Annotated in this window: 3 protein-coding genes and 2 pseudogenes; 4 read left to right on the top strand and 1 reads right to left on the bottom strand. The window is 71.7% G+C overall.

The genetic code is table 11. From position 1 onward, the window contains the following. Window positions 1-58: 58 nt before the first annotated feature. Window positions 59-1,288, bottom strand: a complete 1,230-nt coding sequence (locus V1460_RS11355; protein WP_338673621.1) for a macrolide family glycosyltransferase — start codon at window positions 1,286-1,288, stop codon at window positions 59-61. A gap of 294 nt (window positions 1,289-1,582) precedes the next feature. Between V1460_RS11355 and V1460_RS11350 the strand changes: the two genes are divergently transcribed. The 4 genes and pseudogenes from V1460_RS11350 to V1460_RS11340 all read left to right on the top strand — a co-directional run. Beyond that, window positions 1,583-2,794, top strand: a complete 1,212-nt coding sequence (locus V1460_RS11350) for a cytochrome P450 (protein ID WP_338673620.1) — start codon at window positions 1,583-1,585, stop codon at window positions 2,792-2,794. 127 nt (window positions 2,795-2,921) lie between these two features. Further along, complete coding sequence (locus tag V1460_RS11345; protein WP_407077433.1) at window positions 2,922-15,875, top strand: SDR family NAD(P)-dependent oxidoreductase; 12,954 nt, start codon at window positions 2,922-2,924, stop codon at window positions 15,873-15,875. Beyond that, a pseudogene (locus V1460_RS36275) lies at window positions 15,872-15,943 on the top strand (polyketide synthase docking domain-containing protein); the annotation flags it as partial. The gene V1460_RS11345 and the pseudogene V1460_RS36275, both read left to right, overlap by 4 nt. Further along, a pseudogene (locus tag V1460_RS11340) lies at window positions 15,935-21,733 on the top strand (SDR family NAD(P)-dependent oxidoreductase); the annotation flags it as partial. The pseudogenes V1460_RS36275 and V1460_RS11340, both read left to right, overlap by 9 nt. Between the last annotated feature and the right edge of the window lie 2 nt (window positions 21,734-21,735).

The following is a 21,735-nucleotide window of genomic DNA, read 5'->3' as shown; positions in this document are numbered from 1 at the left end:
CTTTCCTCAACTGAAGTTCGGCAAGAAATCTGAAGGGACGTCGGACGGGCGCGGCAGTTCAGCCGGCGGCTGGCGCCGGCACAAGGAGCCGCTCGATCGCGGCGGCGGCCGCGGCGGGACCCCCCGCGGACTCGATCTCCTGCCGCAACCACGCCACCCGCGTCGCGACCGACTGGTCGGCGGCCAGTGCGAGCACGGTCTCGCGGACCTTCTCCGGGGAGATGTCCTTGCGCAGGATCTTGGCGCCCACGCCCAGCTGCTCCACCCGGGTCGCGGTCGCGTGCAACTCCGCCATCTGCGGCACCGAGATGACCGGGACGCCCTCGGACACGGCCTGGAGCACGGTGCTCGTACCGCCGTGGTTGATCATCAGGGACGCATGCTTGAGGACCGCGCCCTGCGGCACGAAGGAGTGCACCCGCACGTTCGGAGGAAGCTCACCGAGACCGCCCTCCGGGATGCCGCCGGCGTGCGCGATCACCACATCCCAGTCGAGGTCAGCGAAGGCGTCGACGCAGGCGCGGAAGAACTCCGGCTGCTTGTTGTACAGAGTGCCCAGGCTGACCAGCGCGAGCGGACGCCCCGTCGCGGGTGCCTCCCAGTCGCCGTGGAAGCTGTTGTCGCTCGTGCACGGGCCGACGAAGTCGACCTCTTCGCCGAAGGTTTCGCCGGCGTACTGGAACGCACGCGGCAGGTAGACCAGGGCGGGACCCGAGTGCACGTCCTCCGCGAACTCCCCGATGCTCTTCTCCACGCCGTGCTCCGCCAGCAGCTCTGCGATGATCCCGAACAACTGCCCGGTCTCCGGGTCCTGCTGCTGTTCCTCCGCCGTGTCGACCGGCGGGTGCAGAGACCAATGCTCGTTGGCCACGTAGGTCGGCGTACTGCGGATGACCGGCACGCCCCACTTCGCCGCGAGGATGGCCCCGCTCCAGAACGAGGACGGGTCGCACACGAACACGTCAGGACGGCCGTCGGCTTCGAAGTGCTCCTCGAACTGCCCGAGCGTCTGCTGGGTGAGCTCCAGCATCCACTTCATCATGTTCACGAACTCCTGCTGGTCCGTGTACTCGGCGGAGTCCTGCTGCGGCACCATCGTGGCCAGGAAGCGGTCCTGGTCCATCGCGTAGGGGATGAACTCGGCCCCGGTCGCGAGGACCCGCTCGGCGTAGTTCTCGGACAGGGCGTAGCTGACCCGGTGGCCGCGTGCGACGAGCTCCCGCGCAACGGACAGTGTCGGATTGACGTGGCCGGCCGCGGGGAGAATGAAGAAGGCGATATGCGCCATCGGGGCAGCCCTTCGAGGAAAAATGGATACGACTTGTCGATACAGCGGCAAATTAAGGTCAATTACTTGCAGGGCGCAAGGCGGGACTTGACACAGTCATCCGCAGTTCTCCGGTCGAGCCGACCACTGCACACAAGCTCAAACCACTGTCGCGCGACGCTCGAATACCGCTACATTACGGCTTGAATTTCCTGCTCAATTCGCGAGGACTTGACACACTCAAAAACCGCGCCGATGGCAACGGCGCGGTGCCGATGTTGAGTGTCAGCGTCCGCGTACAGAGGAGATTCAGCCATGACTTGCCCTCAAGCCGCCGCCGGATCCGTCCGGGCGTACCCGTTCGGCGACCGAGTAGACCTCGCACTCGCCCCCGCGTACGCCGAACTCCGGGCCGGTGAGCCCGTGGCACGGGTCCGCATGCCTTACGGCGGCGAGGCATGGCTCCTGACGCGGCACGCGGACGTGCGGAAGGCCTTGGCCGACCCCCGGTTGAGCATGCACGCGGGCGCCGACAGGGATGTGCCCCGCGCCGCCCCCCGCGGCCTCGACTCCATCGGCCTGATGGGCATGCCCCCCGAGGCCCATGCCCGACTGCGCCGGCTGGTGTCCCGGGCCTTCACCGCCCGCCGGGTGGCCGCGATACGCCCCCGCATCACCGAGATCTCGCACGCGCTCGTCGACGACCTGATCGCCGACGGCGGGCCGGCCGACCTCGTCGAGAGGCTCGCGCTGCCCCTGCCCACCTCGGTCATCTGCGAGATGCTCGGCATCCCCCATGCGGACCGGCACATCTTCCGGACCTTCACCGAAGCCCTGATGTCCGCCAGCCGCTACACCGACGAGCAGGTCGGCCAGGCAGCCGAGGAGTACGCCGACTACCTGCGCGGATACGTGGCCAAGCGGCGCGCACAACCCGAAGGCGACCTCCTCAGCGCCCTCATCGAGGCCCACGACGAGGGCGGGCGGCTCACCGAGAACGAACTCCTCATGCTCACCGGCGGCATGCTCATCGGCGGCCACGAGACCACCGCCAGCCAGATCGCCGGCCATGTCCTCGTCCTCCTACAGGACTGCAGCCGCTACGAGCGGTTGTGCGCCCGCCCCGAGCTGGTGCCCGCCGCCGTGGAGGAGCTGCTGCGCGTCGTCCCCCTGTGGAACAGCGTCGGACCCACCCGCGTCGCCACCGAGGACGTCGAGATCGGCGGCGTGACCATTCGTGCCGGCGAGGCCGTCGTGTACTCCCTCGCATCGGCCAACCACGACGAGACCGTGTTCGCTGACGCCGCCGGTGTCGTTCTGGACCGGGAGCCCAACCAGCACCTCGCCTTCGGACAGGGCCCGCACTTCTGCCTCGGCGCCCCGCTGGCCCGAGTCGAACTCCAGTGTGCCCTGGAAGCCCTCACCAGCCGCCTGCCCGGACTGCGCCTGGCCGTGCCCGCGGCCGAACTCGCCTGGCACCGCGACATGCTCGTGCGCGGGCTCGTGGAGCTCCCCGTCACGTGGTGACGGAGCCCTGGCAGCCTTGCTCCCCCCGGCCCTTCGGGCCGGTACGACCGGACGGGCCCGAGAGGCCTTCCGCCCCTTCGAAATGCTTGTGGATTTTCCGCACCTCATCTCTGGCTATGGAGAATTAATGACCCCCAAGACCGGTGAACAACTCGTGGGTGCTAACGACATAGCCGTCGTGGGGATGGCGTGCCGCCTGCCAGGAGCCGATTCTCCCGAGAAATTCTGGCAGCTCATCCGAACGGGAAGCCACAGTGTCGCCAGGCAGGATGACGGCACCTGGAGGGCCGCTCTCGACAACCACGGCGAATTCGACGCTGAATTCTTTGGGATGAGCCCGGAGCAGGCCGCCGCGACCGATCCGCAGCAGCGCCTCGTGCTCGAACTCGGGTGGGAAGCCATGGAGCACGCCGGGATCGTCCCCGGCCACCTCTCCAGCAGCCGCACCGCCGTCTACGTCGGTGTCGCGTCCGACGACTACGCGATGCTCGCCCACGACACCGGGCGCACCGGCGGCTACAGCGCGACCGGTCTGCACCGGGCCATGACCGCCAACCGGCTCTCGTACCACCTCGGCCTGCGCGGCCCCAGCATGACCGTCGACACCGCCCAGTCCTCCTCGCTCGTGGCCGTCCACCTCGCCTGCGAGGGACTGCGCCGCGGCGAAAGCGACCTCGCCGTGGTCGCCGGTGTGAACCTCATCCTCTCCGACCGCAGCACCACCACCATGGAGCTGATGGGCGCACTCTCACCGGACGGCCGCTGCCACACCTTCGACGCCCGAGCCAACGGCTACGTACGCGGCGAGGGCGGCGCCTGCGTCGTCCTCAAACCGCTGCGGCAGGCGCTCGCCGACGGTGACCGTGTCCACTGCGTCATCAAGGGCGGCGCCGTCAACAACGACGGCGGGGGCCCCAGCCTGACCACCCCGAGCCAGGACGCCCAGGAGGCCGTCCTCCACGAGGCCTACGAGCGTGCCGGCGTCCGCCCCGAGGACGTCGGCTACGTCGAGCTCCACGGCACCGGCACCCGTGCCGGGGACCCCGTCGAGGCCGCGGCCCTCGGCGCCGTCCTCGGCACGGCCCGCGCCTCCGGAACCCGGCTCTCCGTCGGTTCCGTCAAGACCAACATCGGCCACCTCGAGGGCGCCGCGGGCATCGTCGGCCTCCTCAAGGCGGCGCTCGCCGTCCGTGAGGGCGAGCTCCCGCCCAGCCTCAACTACGCCACTCCCCATCCCGACATCCCGCTCGACGCGCTGAACCTCAGCGTCCAGACCGAGCTGCGGCCCTGGCAGGGGGGCGAGGCTGACGGCAACCCGCCGCGCCGGGCGGGCGTGTCCTCCTTCGGCATGGGTGGCACCAACGCCCACGTCATCATCGAACAGGCCCCAGCACCCCAGGCGGTCGAGCCCGCCACCCACAGCCTGCCGGTCCTGCCCGTCGTCGTCACCGCCCGCACCGCGGAGGCCCTGCGTGAACAGGCCGCCCGGCTCAGTGCCCGGGTCGAGCACAGCCCGGAGCACCGGCTCCTGGACATCGCGTGGACCCAGGCATCCGCCCGTACCGTCTTCGACCACCGCGCGGTGGTCGTGGCGAGCGACCGCGAGGAATTCCTGACCCGGCTGGAACGCTCCGCCATCCACGGTGTGGCGGGCACTCCGGGCCGCACGGTGCTGGTGTTCCCCGGACAGGGAACCCAATGGACCGGCATGGCCGCCGAACTCCTCGACACCAGCCCCGTCTTCGCCGACCGATTCCACGAATGCGCCAACGCACTCGCCCCCCACATCGACTACGACCCCACCGAGATCCTCCGCACCCACGCACCCCTGGACCGCGCCGACATCGTCCAACCCATCACCTGGGCCGTCATGGTCTCCCTCGCCGAACTCTGGCACCACCTCGGCATCACCCCCGACGCCGTCATCGGCCACTCCCAAGGCGAAATAGCCGCCGCCACCGTCTGCGGCGCACTCACCCTCAACGACGCCGCCCGCATCATCGCCCTCCGCGCCAAACTCATCACCCACCACCTCACCGGCCACGGCACCATGGCCTCCATCCCCCTCCCACCCCACACCATCCAGCAACACCTCACCACCACCCCCTACCACCAACGCATCACCATCGCCGCCACCAACGGACCCAACAGCACCATCATCGCCGGCGACAACGAAGCCATCACCCACACCATCACCACCTACCAGAACCAAAACATCCGAGCCCGCCACATCCCCGTCGACTACCCCTCCCACTCCACCCACGTCCAACACATCAAAAACCAACTTCTCGACGCACTCACCCCCATCAAACCCCGCCCCTCCCACACCCCCTTCTACTCCACCGTCCACGCCACCCACATCACCGACACCACCACACTCACCCCCGACTACTGGTACCAAAACCTCCGCCAAACCGTCCGCTTCGAAGAAACCATCCGACTCCTCCTCGACAACGGACACACCACCTACATCGAAACCAGCGCCCACCCCGTCCTCACCACCGGCATCCACGAAACCACCGACACCACCCCCCACCACATCACCACCACCGGCACACTCCGCCGCAACGAAGGCGGACTCCAACGCCTCCTCACCTCAGCCGCCCACCTCTTCACCCACGGCACCAACATCAACTGGACCAACCTCTTCCACCACACCAACCCCCAAACCATCAACCTCCCCACCTACCCCTTCCAACGAACCCGCCACTGGCTCACCCCGGATGGGAGCGAGGAGCGGAACCTCCCGGCCCCGGCCGAACCCACCGAGAGCCTGCTCATACGCGAGCTGCGCGGCCGCTCCGCGGACGACCAGCTCAAGCATGTGCTGGAACTGGTGCTCATCCACGCCGCCGACGTGCGCGGCCGGGCAACCGGCGAATCGATTCAGCCCGAGAAGTCCTTCAAGCAGCAGGGCTTCGAGTCCGTGACCGGCATCGAGCTGCGCAACCGGCTGCGGGCCGTGACCGGCCTGAATCTGCCCACGAGCCTGATCTACGACTGCCCGACCCCCCTGGCCGTCGCCCACCTGATCCGCGACACGGCCGCCGCCGATGCTCCGGCCTCGCTGCCCGCGGCCGAGGTCCGTCGCGAGCAACCGGACTTCGACCAGGACGACGCCGTCGCGATCGTGGGGATGGCGTGCCGTTTCCCTGGTGGGGTCGGTTCGCCGGAGGCGTTGTGGGAGTTGGTGTCCTCGGGTGCGGACGCGGTGTCGCCGTTCCCGACCGACCGCGGTTGGGACGTGGAGTCCCTGTTCGATCCCGAGCCGGGTGTTCCGGGGCACTCCTATGTGCGTGAGGGCGGCTTCCTGCACGAGGCGGGCGAGTTCGACGCGGAGTTCTTCGGGATCTCGCCGCGCGAGGCGGTGGCGATGGACCCGCAGCAGCGGCTGCTGCTGGAGACTTCCTGGGAGGCCCTGGAACGCGCCGGCATCGATCCCCTCTCCCTGAAGGGCTCCCGCACCGGCGTGTTCGTCGGCGCCATGACGCAGGAGTACGGCCCGCGGCTGTACGAGGACGCCCAGGGCTACGAGGGCTATCTGCTCACCGGAAGCACAGCCAGCGTCATGTCAGGCCGCATCTCCTACACGCTCGGGCTCGAAGGACCCGCTGTCACCGTGGACACGGCCTGCTCGTCCTCCCTGGTGGCGCTCCATCAGGCGGCCCAGGCCCTGCGCGCGGGTGAGTGCGACCTCGCCCTGGCGGGCGGCGTCACCGTCATGGCGAGCCCTGGCATGTTCGTGGAGTTCTCGCAGCAGCGGGGTCTGGCCACTGACGGACGGTGCAAGGCGTTCGCGGAAGGCGCCGACGGCACCGGCTGGGCCGAGGGCGCGGGCGTACTGCTGGTCGAACGACTCTCCGACGCCGTCCGCAAGGGACACCGCGTGCTCGCCGTCATCCGCGGTTCGGCGGTGAACCAGGACGGCGCCAGCAACGGACTCACCGCCCCCAACGGCCCATCCCAGCAACGCGTCATCCGTGCCGCCCTCACGAATGCCGGACTGGACACCACCGACGTGGACGCCGTCGAAGCCCACGGCACCGGCACCCGACTCGGCGACCCCATCGAAGCCCAAGCCCTCCTGGCCACCTACGGCCAACGCCCCGCAGGCACACCCCTGTGGCTGGGTTCGCTGAAGTCGAACATCGGACACGCCCAAGCCGCCGCAGGTGTCGGCGGAGTCATCAAAATGGTGATGGCGATACAGAACGGCCTGCTCCCCAAGACCCTGCACATCGACACCCCCTCCTCGCAGGTGGACTGGAACACCGGCCAAGTCGAGCTGCTCACCGAACCCCGCACCTGGCCCGACACCGGACGCCCACGCCGCGCCGGCGTGTCCTCCTTCGGCGTCAGCGGCACCAACGCCCACGTCATCCTCGAACAGGCCCCAGCACCCCAGGCGGCCGAACCCGCCACCCACAGCCTGCCGGTCCTGCCCGTCGTCGTCACCGCCCGCACCGCGGAGGCCCTGCGTGAACAGGCCGCCCGGCTCAGTGCCCGGGTCGAGCACAGCCCGGAGCACCGGCTCCTGGACATCGCGTGGACCCAGGCATCCGCCCGTACCGTCTTCGACCACCGCGCGGTGGTCGTGGCGAGCGACCGCGAGGAATTCCTGACCCGGCTGGAACGCTCCGCCATCCACGGTGTGGCGGGCACTCCGGGCCGCACGGTGCTGGTGTTCCCCGGACAGGGAACCCAATGGACCGGCATGGCCGCCGAACTCCTCGACACCAGCCCCGTCTTCGCCGACCGATTCCACGAATGCGCCAACGCACTCGCCCCCCACATCGACTACGACCCCACCGAGATCCTCCGCACCCACGCACCCCTGGACCGCGCCGACATCGTCCAACCCATCACCTGGGCCGTCATGGTCTCCCTCGCCGAACTCTGGCACCACCTCGGCATCACCCCCGACGCCGTCATCGGCCACTCCCAAGGCGAAATAGCCGCCGCCACCGTCTGCGGCGCACTCACCCTCAACGACGCCGCCCGCATCATCGCCCTCCGCGCCAAACTCATCACCCACCACCTCACCGGCCACGGCACCATGGCCTCCATCCCCCTCCCACCCCACACCATCCAGCAACACCTCACCACCACCCCCTACCACCAACGCATCACCATCGCCGCCACCAACGGACCCAACAGCACCATCATCGCCGGCGACAACGAAGCCATCACCCACACCATCACCACCTACCAGAACCAGAACATCCGAGCCCGCCACATCCCCGTCGACTACCCCTCCCACTCCACCCACGTCCAACACATCAAAAACCAACTCCTCGACGCACTCACCCCCATCAAACCCCGCCCCTCCCACACCCCCTTCTACTCCACCGTCCACGCCACCCACATCACCGACACCACCACACTCACCCCCGACTACTGGTACCAAAACCTCCGCCAAACCGTCCGCTTCGAAGAAACCATCCGACTCCTCCTCGACAACGGACACACCACCTACATCGAAACCAGCGCCCACCCCGTCCTCACCACCGGCATCCACGAAACCACCGACACCACCCCCCACCACATCACCACCACCGGCACACTCCGCCGCAACGAAGGCGGACTCCAACGCCTCCTCACCTCAGCCGCCCACCTCTTCACCCACGGCACCAACATCAACTGGACCAACCTCTTCCACCACACCAACCCCCAAACCATCAACCTCCCCACCTACCCCTTCCAACACCAGCACTACTGGCATCAACCAACCACCCCCACCAACACCACCACCCACCCCACCGACACCTGGCGCTACCGCACCACCTGGAAACACCTCCACCACACCCAAACCCCCACACTCAAAGGCCGCTGGCTCCTCGTCATCCCCGAAACCCTCACCAACACCGAAACCACCCAACTCGCCCAACTCGCCCAACAAACCCTGCGCGACCACGGCGCCACCGTCGAACCACTCATCGTGAACCCGGCCGCAGCCGACCGATCCCTGCTAAGAGCCCGACTCGCCGAAACCACCGACCGCCCAGAAACCGAACCACTCACCGGCATCCTCTCCCTCCTCGCCCTCACCCAAGGCACACACCCCGACCACCCAACCGTCCCACTCGGCCTCGCCAGCACCCTCACCCTCACCCAAGCCGCCGCCGACGCCGGCACCGAAGCCCGCCTATGGGCCCTGACCCGGCAGGCGGTGGCGGTCACGCCCGGAGAACTGCCCGAGGACTCCGGGGCCCAGGTGTGGGCCTTCGCCCGGGTCGCCGCGCTCGAACTGCCCGCCCTCTGGGGCGGGGTCGTCGACCTGCCCGAGCAGCCCGACGCCCGCGCCTTCGACCGGATGGCGGCCGCTCTCGCCCAAGGCGGCCGCCCCGGCGCCGAGGACCAGATCGCCGTCCGCACCTCCGGCAGCCACGGCCGCCGGGTGACCCGCGCCGGCCGGCCGGCCCAGGCGTCCGATGACCCGCGCTGGACCGCCCGTGGCACCGTCCTGGTCACCGGCGGCACCGGCGCCCTCGGCGCCCACGTCGCCCGATGGCTCGCCAGAACCGGCGCCACACACCTCGTACTGACCAGCCGCCGCGGCCCCAACGCACCCGGCACCACCGAACTGACCCGCGAACTACACGCCCTCGGCACCGAAGTCACCATCGCCGCCTGCGACGTCTCCGACCGCGACGCCATCGCCGCCCTACTCGAAGCCCACCCACCCACCGCCGTCTTCCACACCGCAGGCGTGCTCGACGACGGGGTGATCGACTCCGTCACTGCCGAGGCCTTCCGCGGGGTGCGGGCCCCGAAAGCCGAAGCGGCGCAGCACCTGCACGAGCTCACGCGCGAGCGGGGCCTGGATCTGGACGCCTTCGTCCTGTTCTCCTCCGTCACCGGCACCTGGGGCAACGGCGGCCAAGCCGCCTACGCCGCCGCGAACGCCGCACTCGACGCGCTCGCCGAGCAGCGCCGGGCCGACGGCCTGCCCGCCACCTCCGTCGCCTGGGGCCTGTGGGGCGGCGGCGGCATGGCCGTGGGCGCAGGTGAGGAGAGCCTCGGCCGTCGCGGCATCCGGGCCATGGACCCCGACGAGGGCATCGAGGCCCTGCACCGGGCCCTCGATCTCGGCGACACCTGCGTGACCGTCGTGGACGTCGACTGGGCCGGCTTCGCGGCGCACACCGGCGCGCTGCGTCCCGGGCCGGCCTTCGACAGCGTTCCCGAGGCCCGTCGCGCCCTGGAGGAGGCGCGGCAGCAGGCCCTCGCCGGAGCAGCTGCCGGCTCGCCCGAGGGACTCGGGCAGCGGCTCGCCGGGCTACCCGAAGCCGAGCGGACCCGGGTTCTGGTCGAGCTGGTCCGCGGCGAGGCCGCGGCGGTGCTGCGGCACGCGAGCACGGACGCCGTCCGCGCCGATCGGGCGTTCAAGGACGCCGGCTTCGACTCCCTCACCGCGCTGGAGCTGCGCAACCGCCTCGCCGACGCCACCGGCCTGCGCCTGCCCGCCACCGTGGTGTTCGACCGTCCCAACCCGGGCGTACTCGCCGCGTACCTGCTCGGCGAACTCCTCGGCGGCACCCCGGCCGGGGCTCCCGAGGTATCCGCCGCCACCGTCCGCCCTGCCGACGCCGACGACCCCGTCGTGATCGTGGGCATGGCCTGCCGCTTCCCCGGTGAGGCTGACACTCCCGAGGCTCTATGGGACCTGGTCATGGACGAGCGCGACGTCATCGGCGCCGCGCCCGTCGACCGCGGCTGGAACCTCGACGAGGTCTACGACCCCGACCCGGATTCGGGTCGACGCGGCACGACATACGTCCGCGAGGGTGGCTTCCTGCACGAGGCCGGTGGTTTTGACGCGGAGTTCTTCGGGATCTCGCCGCGCGAGGCGGTGGCGATGGACCCGCAGCAGCGGCTGCTGCTGGAGACCTCCTGGGAGGCCCTGGAACGCGCCGGCATCGACCCGCTGACCCTGCGCGGCTCCCGCACAGGTGTGTACGCGGGCCTCACCCACCAGGAGTACGCGTCCCGCCTGCACGAGGCCTCCGAGGAGCACGAGGGCTACCTGCTCACCGGGAAGTCCGCGAGTGTGGTCTCCGGCCGCATCTCCTACGCGCTCGGGCTCGAAGGCCCGGCCATCTCCGTGGACACGGCCTGCTCGTCCTCCCTGGTGGCGCTCCACCTGGCGGCCCAGGCCCTGCGCGCGGGTGAGTGCGACCTCGCCCTGGCGGGCGGCGTCACCGTCATGGCCGCCCCCGGCCTGTTCGTGGAGTTCTCCCGCCAGCGCGGCCTCGCGGCCGACGGCCGCTGCAAGGCATTCGCCGACGCGGCCGACGGCACCAGCTGGGCCGAGGGCGCGGGCATGGTGGCCGTCGAGCGGCTCTCGGACGCCGTACGCAGGGGGCACCGCGTGCTTGCGGTGATCCGTGGCGACGCCGTCAACCAGGACGGTGCGAGCAACGGACTGGCTGCCCCCAACGGGCCAGCACAGGAGCGCGTCATCCGTGCCGCCCTCACGAATGCCGGACTGGACACCACCGACGTGGACGCCGTCGAAGCCCACGGCACCGGCACCCGACTCGGCGACCCCATCGAAGCCCAAGCCCTCCTGGCCACCTACGGCCAACGCCCCGCAGGCACACCCCTGTGGCTGGGTTCGCTGAAGTCGAACATCGGACACGCCCAAGCCGCCGCAGGTGTCGGCGGAGTCATCAAAATGGTGATGGCGATACAGAACGGCCTGCTCCCCAAGACCCTGCACATCGACACCCCCTCCTCGCAGGTGGACTGGAACACCGGCCAAGTCGAGCTGCTCACCGAACCCCGCACCTGGCCCGACACCGGACGCCCACGCCGCGCCGGCGTGTCCGCGTTCGGCGTCAGCGGCACCAACGCCCACGTCATCCTCGAAGAACCGCCCGTACGGGAGTCGGCAACGGAGCCCGCGGGCAGCGAACTGCCGGTCGTCCCACTCGTGGTGACCGCCAAGTCGGCCGCCGCGCTCAGGGCTCAGAGCGAGCGGCTGCGGAACCACCTGGAACGCGAGCGCGACCACGGCAGGGAACCACGCCCCCTCGACATCGCCTACTCACTGGCAACCACCCGCCCGATGTTCGAACACCGCCGCGTCACCCTCGGCACCACCACCATCGAAGGCACAGCAGGCACGCCGGGCCGCACGGTGCTGGTGTTCCCCGGACAGGGAACCCAATGGACCGGCATGGCCGCCGAACTCCTCGACACCAGCCCCGTCTTCGCCAACCGATTCCACGAATGCGCCAACGCACTCGCCCCCCACATCGACTACGACCCCACCGAGACCCTCCGCACCCACGCACCCCTGGACCGCGCCGACATCGTCCAACCCATCACCTGGGCCGTCATGGTCTCCCTCGCCGAACTCTGGCACCACCTCGGCATCACCCCCGACGCCGTCATCGGCCACTCCCAAGGCGAAATAGCCGCCGCCACCGTCTGCGGCGCACTCACCCTCAACGACGCCGCCCGCATCATCGCCCTCCGCGCCAAACTCATCACCCACCACCTCACCGGCCACGGCACCATGGCCTCCATCCCCCTCCCACCCCACACCATCCAGCAACACCTCACCACCACCCCCTACCACCAACGCATCACCATCGCCGCCACCAACGGACCCAACAGCACCATCATCGCCGGCGACAACGAAGCCATCACCCACACCATCACCACCTACCAGAACCAAAACATCCGAGCCCGCCACATCCCCGTCGACTACCCCTCCCACTCCACCCACGTCCAACACATCAAAAACCAACTCCTCGACGCACTCACCCCCATCAAACCCCGCCCCTCCCACACCCCCTTCTACTCCACCGTCCACGCCACCCACATCACCGACACCACCACACTCACCCCCGACTACTGGTACCAAAACCTCCGCCAAACCGTCCGCTTCGAAGAAACCATCCGACTCCTCCTCGACAACGGACACACCACCTACATCGAAACCAGCGCCCACCCCGTCCTCACCACCGGCATCCACGAAACCACCGACACCACCCCCCACCACATCACCACCACCGGCACACTCCGCCGCAACGAAGGCGGACTCCAACGCCTCCTCACCTCAGCCGCCCACCTCTTCACCCACGGCACCAACATCAACTGGACCAACCTCTTCCACCACACCAACCCCCAAACCATCAACCTCCCCACCTACCCCTTCCAACACCAGCACTACTGGGCACCGACCTCGCCCGCGGGCGTCGGCGACGCCGCGGCCGCCCGCTTCGGCATGGTGTGGGAGGACCACCCGCTGCTCGGCGGTGCCCTGGCGGTCGCATCGACCGGCGAGACGGTGTTCGCCGGGCGGATCTCGCTCACCGATCACCCGTGGATCGCCGACCACGCCGTCCGCGGTCGGACCCTGCTGCCCGGCACGGCCTTCGTCGAACTCGCCCTGCACGCCGCCGCCGCGACCGGCTGCGCGACCGTGGAGGAACTGTCCCTGGAGGCCCCTCTCGTCCTCGACGGCCGACACGCCGCTCAGATCCAGGTGCGAGTGGATGCCGCCGACGGGCAGGGCCGCCGACGGCTGACCTTCCACTCCCGTCCCGAGGGCGCCGCCGGTGCCGAAGAGGCCGCGTGGATCCGGCACGGTGAGAGTGTCGTCGTGCCCGCTCCCGCCGCCGCGCCCGTGGCCGCCGACTGGGCCGGGGCCGCCGCATGGCCACCCGCCGGAGCCGAGCGCATCGAACCGGTCGACGTCTACGGGCAGTTCTCGGACCTCGGCTATGAGTACGGCGAGGTCTTCGCCGGTATCGAGGCCCTCTGGCGTGGCGACGGCGAGGTCTTCGCCCAGATCCGGTTGCCCGCCCGGGCCCAGGCGGACGCCGGCGGCTACGGCGTGCACCCCGCGCTGCTCGACGCGGCCCTGCAGCCCTGGCTGGCCGGCGGGCTACTCGATGTTCCGGACGGCTCCGTGCTGCTGCCGTTCGCATGGCAGGGCATCACCCTCCACGCGGCGGGCGCGGACGCGCTGCGCGTACGCCTCAGCCCGGCCGGCGAAGGCGCGGTGCGTCTGGAGGCCACGGACCTCACCGCGGCACCCGTCCTCACTCTGGACGCCCTCGTCATGCGGCCCCTGGCGCAGGACGGCCTGGACGCCCTGCTCTCCGCCGCCGGCACCGACCTTCCCCTCTATCGCGTCGCTTGGGAACGGCCCGCCGGGAGCCCGGCGACCACACCACCGACCCGGCTGGCGGTGCTCGGCGCCGACGACTTCGGCCTCGCCGCGGCGGGCTGTGCCGAGGTCGGGGTGTACGCGGACGCGGCGGCCCTGCGCGCCGCCGTGACCGCGGGCGCCGCCGTACCGGACGCGGTGGTCGTGCCCTTCCCGGCCGACCCGGGTGCCAGGCCCGAGGACGTACATGACCTCGCCTCACGGGGTCTTGCCCTGATGCAGGACTGGCTCGGCCATGACGGTCCCCTCGCGACGGTCCCGCTGACCGTGCTGACCGGGCAGGCTCTCGCCGCCGTTGCGGACGACACCGCGGCCGGGATGGCGGGCGCCGGGCTCTGGGGACTCGTACGCTCCGCCCAGACCGAGCACCCGGGCCGGTTCGTGCTCGTCGACACCGACGGCACGCCCGCCTCGGCGCGCGCGCTCCCCTCGGCCCTGGCCACCGGCCAGCCCCAACTCGCCCTGCGGGCAGGCAAGGTGCTCACCCCGGCCCTCGCCCCCGCGAGGGCCGCCGAGACCGCAACCGGCGTGACGGGAAGCATGTGCGCCCCTGAGGGGACCGTGCTGGTCACGGGGGCGACCGGCACTCTCGGCCGACTGCTCGTCCGCCACCTCGTCACCGCCTACGGAGCCCGCCGACTGCTGCTGGTCAGCCGCAGCGGCCGGAACGCCACCGGGGCCGGCGAACTGGAAGGGGAACTGACCGCGCTCGGCGCGTACGTCGAGATCGTCGCCTGCGACACGGCCGACCGCTCCGCGCTCGCGGCCCTGCTGGCCGGCATCGACCCCGCGCACCCGCTGACCGCCGTGATCCACGCGGCCGGTGTGCTCGACGACGGAGCGCTCACCGCCCTCGACGCCGAGCGGCTGGACGCCGTACTGCGGCCCAAGGCCGACGCTGCCCTGCATCTGCACGAGCTGACCCGCGGCCTCCCGCTGTCCGCGTTTGTGCTGTTCTCGGGTGCCGCCGGGATCCTGGGCCGTCCCGGCCAGGCCAACTACGCCGCCGCCAACACCTTCCTGGACGCCCTGGCCCAGCACCGCCGCGCCATCGGGCTGCCCGCCGTCTCCCTGGCCTGGGGTCTGTGGGGCGAGGCCAGCGGCATGACAGGGCACCTCGCGGCCACCGACCTGCACCGCATGCGGCGCTCCGGCATCGCGCCCATGAGCAACGACCAAGGGCTCGCCCTCTTCGACCGTGGCATCGCGGACCGGGGCGACGCTTTGCTCGTACCCCTACGCCTGGACACCCCGGCGCTGCGCCGCGAGCAGGCCGCCAACGGCCCCGACGCGGTTCCCGCCCTGCTGCGTGCCCTGGTCCCGGCCCCCGCCACCCCGCGGGCCGCGACCGGCGGCATCGCCACCCGCTCCGACGAACGCGACGCGCAGACCCTGACACAGCGTCTGGCCCCGCTCGACGCCGCCGCGCGCGGTCGGCAGTTGCTGGCCGTGGTCCGGGCCGAGGTGGCCTCCGTACTCGGCTTCGCCGGGCCCGAAGCGGTCGAACCGACACGCGCCTTCCGCGAGATCGGCTTCGACTCGTTGACCGCGGTCGAGCTCCGCAACCGGCTCAACGCCGTCACGGGCCTGCGCCTGGCCGCCTCCGTCGTCTTCGACCACCCCACCGCCCAGGCCATCGCCGAGCACATCGGCGATGAGCTGAACGCCGCCGCCGGCGGCGGCCGGGAAGCGGGCGAAGCCGCCCTTGCCGGACTGGAAGCCCTGGAAGCGGCCGTGGCCGGGCTCTCCGAAGACGACATCCGGCGCGAGATCGTCCACCGGCGGCTCGCCGCCCTGGTCTCCGCCCTGGGCGGGACTCTGCCCGCCACCCCCGAGCCGGCGCTCGAACTCGCCGACGACGACGCACTTTTCGCCTTCATCGAGGAGCAGCTGTGACCGGAAGCGCCGCCAACGACGCCAACGACGCCAAGGTCCGTGACTACCTCAAGCGCGTCACCGCGGAACTCGTCGCCACCCGCACCCGGCTGCGCACCGCCGAAGAGGCGGCCGAAGCCGCCCGGGAGCCGATCGCCATCGTCTCGATGAGCTGCCGGCTCCCCGGCGGGGCCGACACCCCCGAGGCGCTCTGGAAGCTCCTGGAGTCCGGCACCGACGCCATCTCCGCCCTGCCCGAAGACCGCGGCTGGGATCTGGCGGCCCTCTACGACCCGGACCCTGACGCGCACGGCACCAGCTACGCCCGCGAAGGCGGCTTCCTCCACGACTGCGCGGACTTCGACCCGGAGTTCTTCGGGATCTCCCCGCGCGAGGCCCTCGCCATGGACCCGCAGCAGCGGCTGCTGCTTGAGACCTCCTGGGAGGCCCTGGAACGCGCCGGCATCCGCGGTGACACCGTGCGCGACAGCCGAACGGGCGTGTACACGGGCGTCATGTACGACGACTACGGCGCCCGCGTCCCGCACATACCCGGCGGCCGGCTCCCCGACGGCCTGGAGGGCTATCTCGTCAACGGCAGCGCCGGCAGCGTCGCCTCCGGCCGCGTCTCCTACACCTTCGGGCTGCGCGGCCCCGCGATCACCGTCGACACCGCCTGCTCCTCCTCGCTCGTCGCCGTTCACCTCGCCGCGCAGGCCCTGCGGGCAGGAGAATGCGACCTCGCGCTGGCCGGCGGCGCGACGGTCCTGTCCACGCCGACGATGTTCATCGACTTCTCCCGGCAGCGCGGACTCGCACCGGACGGCCGCTGCAAGGCCTTCTCCGACGGCGCCGACGGCACCGGCTTCGGCGAGGGCGCCGGCATGCTGCTCCTCCAGCGACTCTCCGACGCCCGCCGTGAAGGCCGTACCGTCCTGGCCGTCATCCGTGGCTCAGCCGTCAACCAAGACGGCACCGGAGCGGGCCTCACCGCCCCCAACGGCCCCGCACAGCAACGCGTCATCCGTGCCGCGCTCGCGAATGCCCGGCTCACATCCGACCAGGTCGACGCCGTCGAGGCGCACGGCACCGGTACCAAGCTGGGCGACCCCATCGAGGCGCAGGCGCTGCTCGCCACGTACGGCCAGGGCCGCTCCGCCGCCTCTCCGCTGCTGCTCGGCTCCCTCAAGTCCAACATCGGGCACACACAGGCCACCGCGGGCGTCGCCGGCCTCATCAAGACCGTGCTGGCCATGCGGCACGGCGCGCTACCCCGGACCCTGCACGCCGACGTACCGTCCACGCGGATCGACTGGTCGGCCGGTGCGGTCTCCCTCCTCACCGAGCACACCCCCTGGCCCGAGCGGCCGGGCGAACCCCGCCGGGCCGGGGTGTCGGCCTTCGGCGCCAGCGGCACCAACGCCCACGTCATCCTGGAGGCGGACCACGCCTCCGCCGAAGCAGCCGCGGGCGTGGACATCCGGTCCTCCCCCGGCACCGCCGCCGCCCCCGAACACACCACCGAACCCGCCGCGGGCACCCCGGCTGCCGACACCCCTGCCGCGGGCATGGCAGCCCCCGCGGACCGGGAAGACCCGGCGGACCGGGCGGACCGCCCGGCCGCCGGGCCCCACCCGGACTCCGGCACCCTCGCCTGGGCCCTGTCAGCCCGCGACGAGACCGCCCTGCGCGCCCAGGCCCGTCGGCTCGTCGACCACATCGCCGCCGACGACCGCGCCGGAAACCCGGCCGATCCAGCCGCTGTGGCCTCCGCTCTCGCCCACCAGCGCACCGCGTTCCCGCAGCGGGCCGTCATCCTCGGAACGGACACCGCGGAACTGCTGCGCGGAGTCGAGACCCTGGCCGCCGGAGAGGGCGGCGACCCGTCCCGTATGATCACCGGCCGCGCCGCCACAGGCCGCCGCACCGCCTTCCTCTTCACCGGCCAGGGCAGCCAGCGCCCCGGCATGGGCCATGAACTATACGAATCCCAACCGGAGTTCGCCCGCAGTCTCGACCGGATCTGCGCCGCCTTCGCCCCGCACCTGCGGCGCCCGCTGCGCGAGGTGATGTTCGCCCAGCCCGGTTCGCCCGATGCCGCGCTGCTCGACCGCACCGAGTACACCCAGCCCGCGCTGTTCGCGCTGGAAGCCGCCCTGTACGCGCTCGTCACCTCCCGCGGCCTGCGCCCCGATGCCGTGACCGGTCACTCCGTCGGCGAGATAACAGCCGCCTATGTCGCGGGGGTGTTCACCCTCGTCGACGCGGCCCGCCTGGTCGCCGCCCGCGGACGCCTCATGGGCGAGCTACCCGAGGGCGGCGCCATGGGCGCCATAGCCGCGAGTGCCGATGAGCTAGCGCCCCAACTCGCCGGCCGGGAGACGGAACTCGACCTCGCAGCCGTCAACGGGCCCGCCGCTGTCGTCATCGCCGGGAACGCGGACGCCGTCGGCGAACTGGTCGGGCACTGGAAGGGCCGAGGTCGCGCCGCCAAACTCCTGAAAGTCAGTCACGCCTTCCACTCGCCCCACATGGACGGCATGTTGACACAGTTCGAAACGATCGCTCGCGGTCTCGCATACCGCCCGCCCAAGATTCCTGTCATGTCGAACCTGACCGGAGAAATCGCCGTCGGCGATGCGCTGTGCGACGCGGACCACTGGGTCCGCCATGCGCGCCGCCCGGTGCGGTTCCTCGACGGTCTGCGCGCCCTGCGCGCAGAGGGCATCGACACCTTCGTCGAACTCGGCCCGGACGCCGTGCTCACGGCGCTCAGCCGCACTCTCCTCGACACCGACGAGCCGGACTCGCGGCAGGCAGGCGCGGCCCCCGTCACCCTCTCCGTACTGCGCCGCGGCCGCCCCGAGGACTCCGCTTTCGAGCAGGCCATGGCCACCGCCCACGTGCACGGTCTGCTGGTGCCCACCGCCCCCGTTCCCGGGCCCGGAGCCGGCACAGCCCTCGCCGGCCGGCTGCCCACCTACGCCTTCCAGCGCAGCCGCTTCTGGCTCGACGCCCCCACCCCGCGGGCCCCGCTGGCCGCCGCCGGCGTCGCCCCTGCCGAGCACCCCCTGCTGGCCGCCACGGTCGAACTCCCGGACTCCCAGGGCACGGTATGGACGGCCACGCTGTCCACCCGCACCCACCCGTGGACGGCCGAGCACACCCTCGCGGGCCGTCCGGTAGTGCCCGGCACGGCCCTGCTCGAACTCGCCCTGACCGCCGCCGGCGAGGGCGGCGTCGCGGAGCTCGCCTTCGAGAACCCGCTCGTGCTCCCCGAGGACGCGCCCGTCCGGCTGCGCCTTTGGCACGGCCCAGCCGCCGCCGACGGCACCCGGCCCATCGCCGTCCACTCCGCTCCGGCCGACGACCGTGCCGCCGCCGACACCGGCTGGGTCCTGCACGCCACCGGCCACACCTCGCCCGAGGCAGGGCCGTCCGCCACCGATCCCGACCTCACGGGCCTTACCGGGACCTGGCCGCCCGAGGGCGCCGAACCCGTCTCGATCGAAGGAGAGTACGAGCGGTTCGTCGCGGCCGGCATCGGCTACGGACCCGCGTTCCAGGGCCTGCAGGCCGCCTGGCGGCTCGGCGACGACGTCTACGCGTATGCCGTCCTGCCCCAGCCCGAGGCCGCCGAGGCACCTGGGTACGGGCTCCATCCCGCACTCCTCGACTCCGCCCTGCACGCCGTCACCGCCACCCGCGAGGGCGCCCACGGGCTCGTCCCCTTCGCCTGGACCGGCGCCACCCTGTACGCCGCAGGCGCCGACGCCCTGCGTGTCCGGATCTCCCCCGCAGGCCCCGACGCCGTCGCGGTCACCGCAGCCGACCCCGATGGCCGCGCCGTCTTCGCCGCCGGCTCCCTGGCCATGCGCCGGATCTCCGCCGCCCGCGTCGCCGCCTCCGGCACCGGGCCGCTGCTGCGGCCCACCTGGAACCCACTGCCCGCCGCACCCGCCGGCAGGGTGTCCGCCACCGCCGTCCAGTCGACCGACTGGTATCTCCTGGACGACCACGACCCGGCCTTGGCCGAAGCCCTGGCCGACGCCGGTGCGCGCGTGAGGCACTGCGCGCCGCACGACCTGGACGGCATACGGGCCACCGACGGCCGCGCCGTCCAGGTGCTCGCCGACCTGCGGGGAGCACGAGACCCGCACGAAGCCGGGGCCCGCGCTCTCGCACTCGCCCAGGCCTGGCTGGCCGCCGAACACCTCGCCGCGGCCCGCCTGACCCTGCTCACCCACGGCGCCGTGGACTGCGCCGGTCCCGTCACCGACCCCTCGGCTGCGACGGCCTGGGGCCTGCTGCGCTCCGCCCAGACCGAGCACCCCGGCCGCTTCGCCCTCGCCGACCTCGACGGCGCCCCTGCCTCGTACGCCGCCCTGGCCGCTACTCTCACCCGCGGCGACACGACCGGGCAGCTGGCCCTGCGCTCCGGGGTTCCGCACGCCCCGGCCGTGGTCCGCGCCGCACCCGCAGCGGAACCCTCCACCGGCACCGTCTGGAGCTCCGAGGGCACCGTGCTCGTCACCGGCGGCACCGGCAGCCTCGGCGCCGCCGTCGCCCGCCATCTGGTCCACCGGCACGGCGTACGCCGGCTGCTGCTGACCAGTCGGCGCGGCGCGTACGCCCCCGAGGCGGCCGCACTCGCCGCCGAACTCACCGAGGCCGGAGCGACGGTCCGTATCGCCGCCTGCGACGCCGCCGACCGCGAGGCTCTCGGCACACTCCTGGCCGAACTGCCCTCGGCCCACCCGCTGACCGGCGTGGTCCACACCGCGGGCGTCACCGACGACGGTCTGGTCACCGGCCAGAACGCCGACCGCCTCGCCGCCGTACTGCGGCCCAAGGCCGACGCCGTCCGCGTCCTGCACGAGCTCACCCGCGACCTGGACCTCGACGCGTTCGTCCTCTTCTCCTCCGCGGCCGGGCTCATCGGCAGTGCGGGCCAGGCCACCTACGCCGCCGCCAACGCCTACCTGGACGCCTTCGCCTCCTGGCGGCGCGCCCAAGGCCTGCCCGTCCTCTCCCTCGCCTGGGGCCCCTGGGCGGGTGAGGGCATGGCCGGCGAACTCGCCGGAGCCGACGCCGCCCGGCTGCGCCGCAGCGGACTCGTCTCCCTCCCGTATCCGGAGGCCCTCGCCCTCTTCGACGCGGCCTGCACCCGCGAGGAACCGGTTCTGCTGCCGTTGCGCATCGACCCCGCCGCGGCCCGGGACACCGGCAGTGCCCGGCCTGAGGTCCTGCGCACCCTCGCCGGACCCACCGCCCGCCGCCCGGACGCACGCACCCCGCAACCGGCCGCAGGTAGCGCAGCCACACGGCCTTCGGAGCTCGCCGGATTCGCCGACAGGGTCGCGGTCCTGCCCAGGGCCGAACGCGCCGCGTTCCTCCTCGATCTCGTACGCACCGAGGTGGCGGCCGTACTCGGCCACACCGGCCCGGCCGAGATCGCCGCCGCCCGCAACTTCAAGGAAGCGGGCTTCGATTCGCTCACCGCCGTGGAACTGCGCAACCGGCTCACCACGGCCACCGGACTGCGGCTGACGGCGACTCTGGTTTTCGACCACCCGACGCCCCTGGCCCTCGCCGATCACCTCGACGGGGAGCTGCCGGGAGCCGAGGCGTCCGTACTGGCTCTGCTCGACCAACTCTCCGAGGCCGCGGCTCAGTCCGTCCTCGACGAAGGGGCCCGGCAGACCGTGGCCGGCCGCCTCGAAGCACTGCTCGCCGACCTCGGCACCGCCGCCGCGACCCCGGCCGGGCACATCCCGGAGCCGGGCATCCCGGACACCGGCGATGTCACCGCGCTACTCCATTCCGCCTCCGACGACGAGCTGTTCCAGATGCTCGACAGCGGCTTCCGCACCGCCTGAAG

The organism is Streptomyces sp. SCSIO 30461 (assembly GCF_037023745.1).
GTDB lineage: Bacteria > Actinomycetota > Actinomycetes > Streptomycetales > Streptomycetaceae > Streptomyces.
The sequence above is the reverse complement of the archived record's forward strand: the minus strand, read 5'-3'. Positions and strand labels throughout refer to the sequence as shown.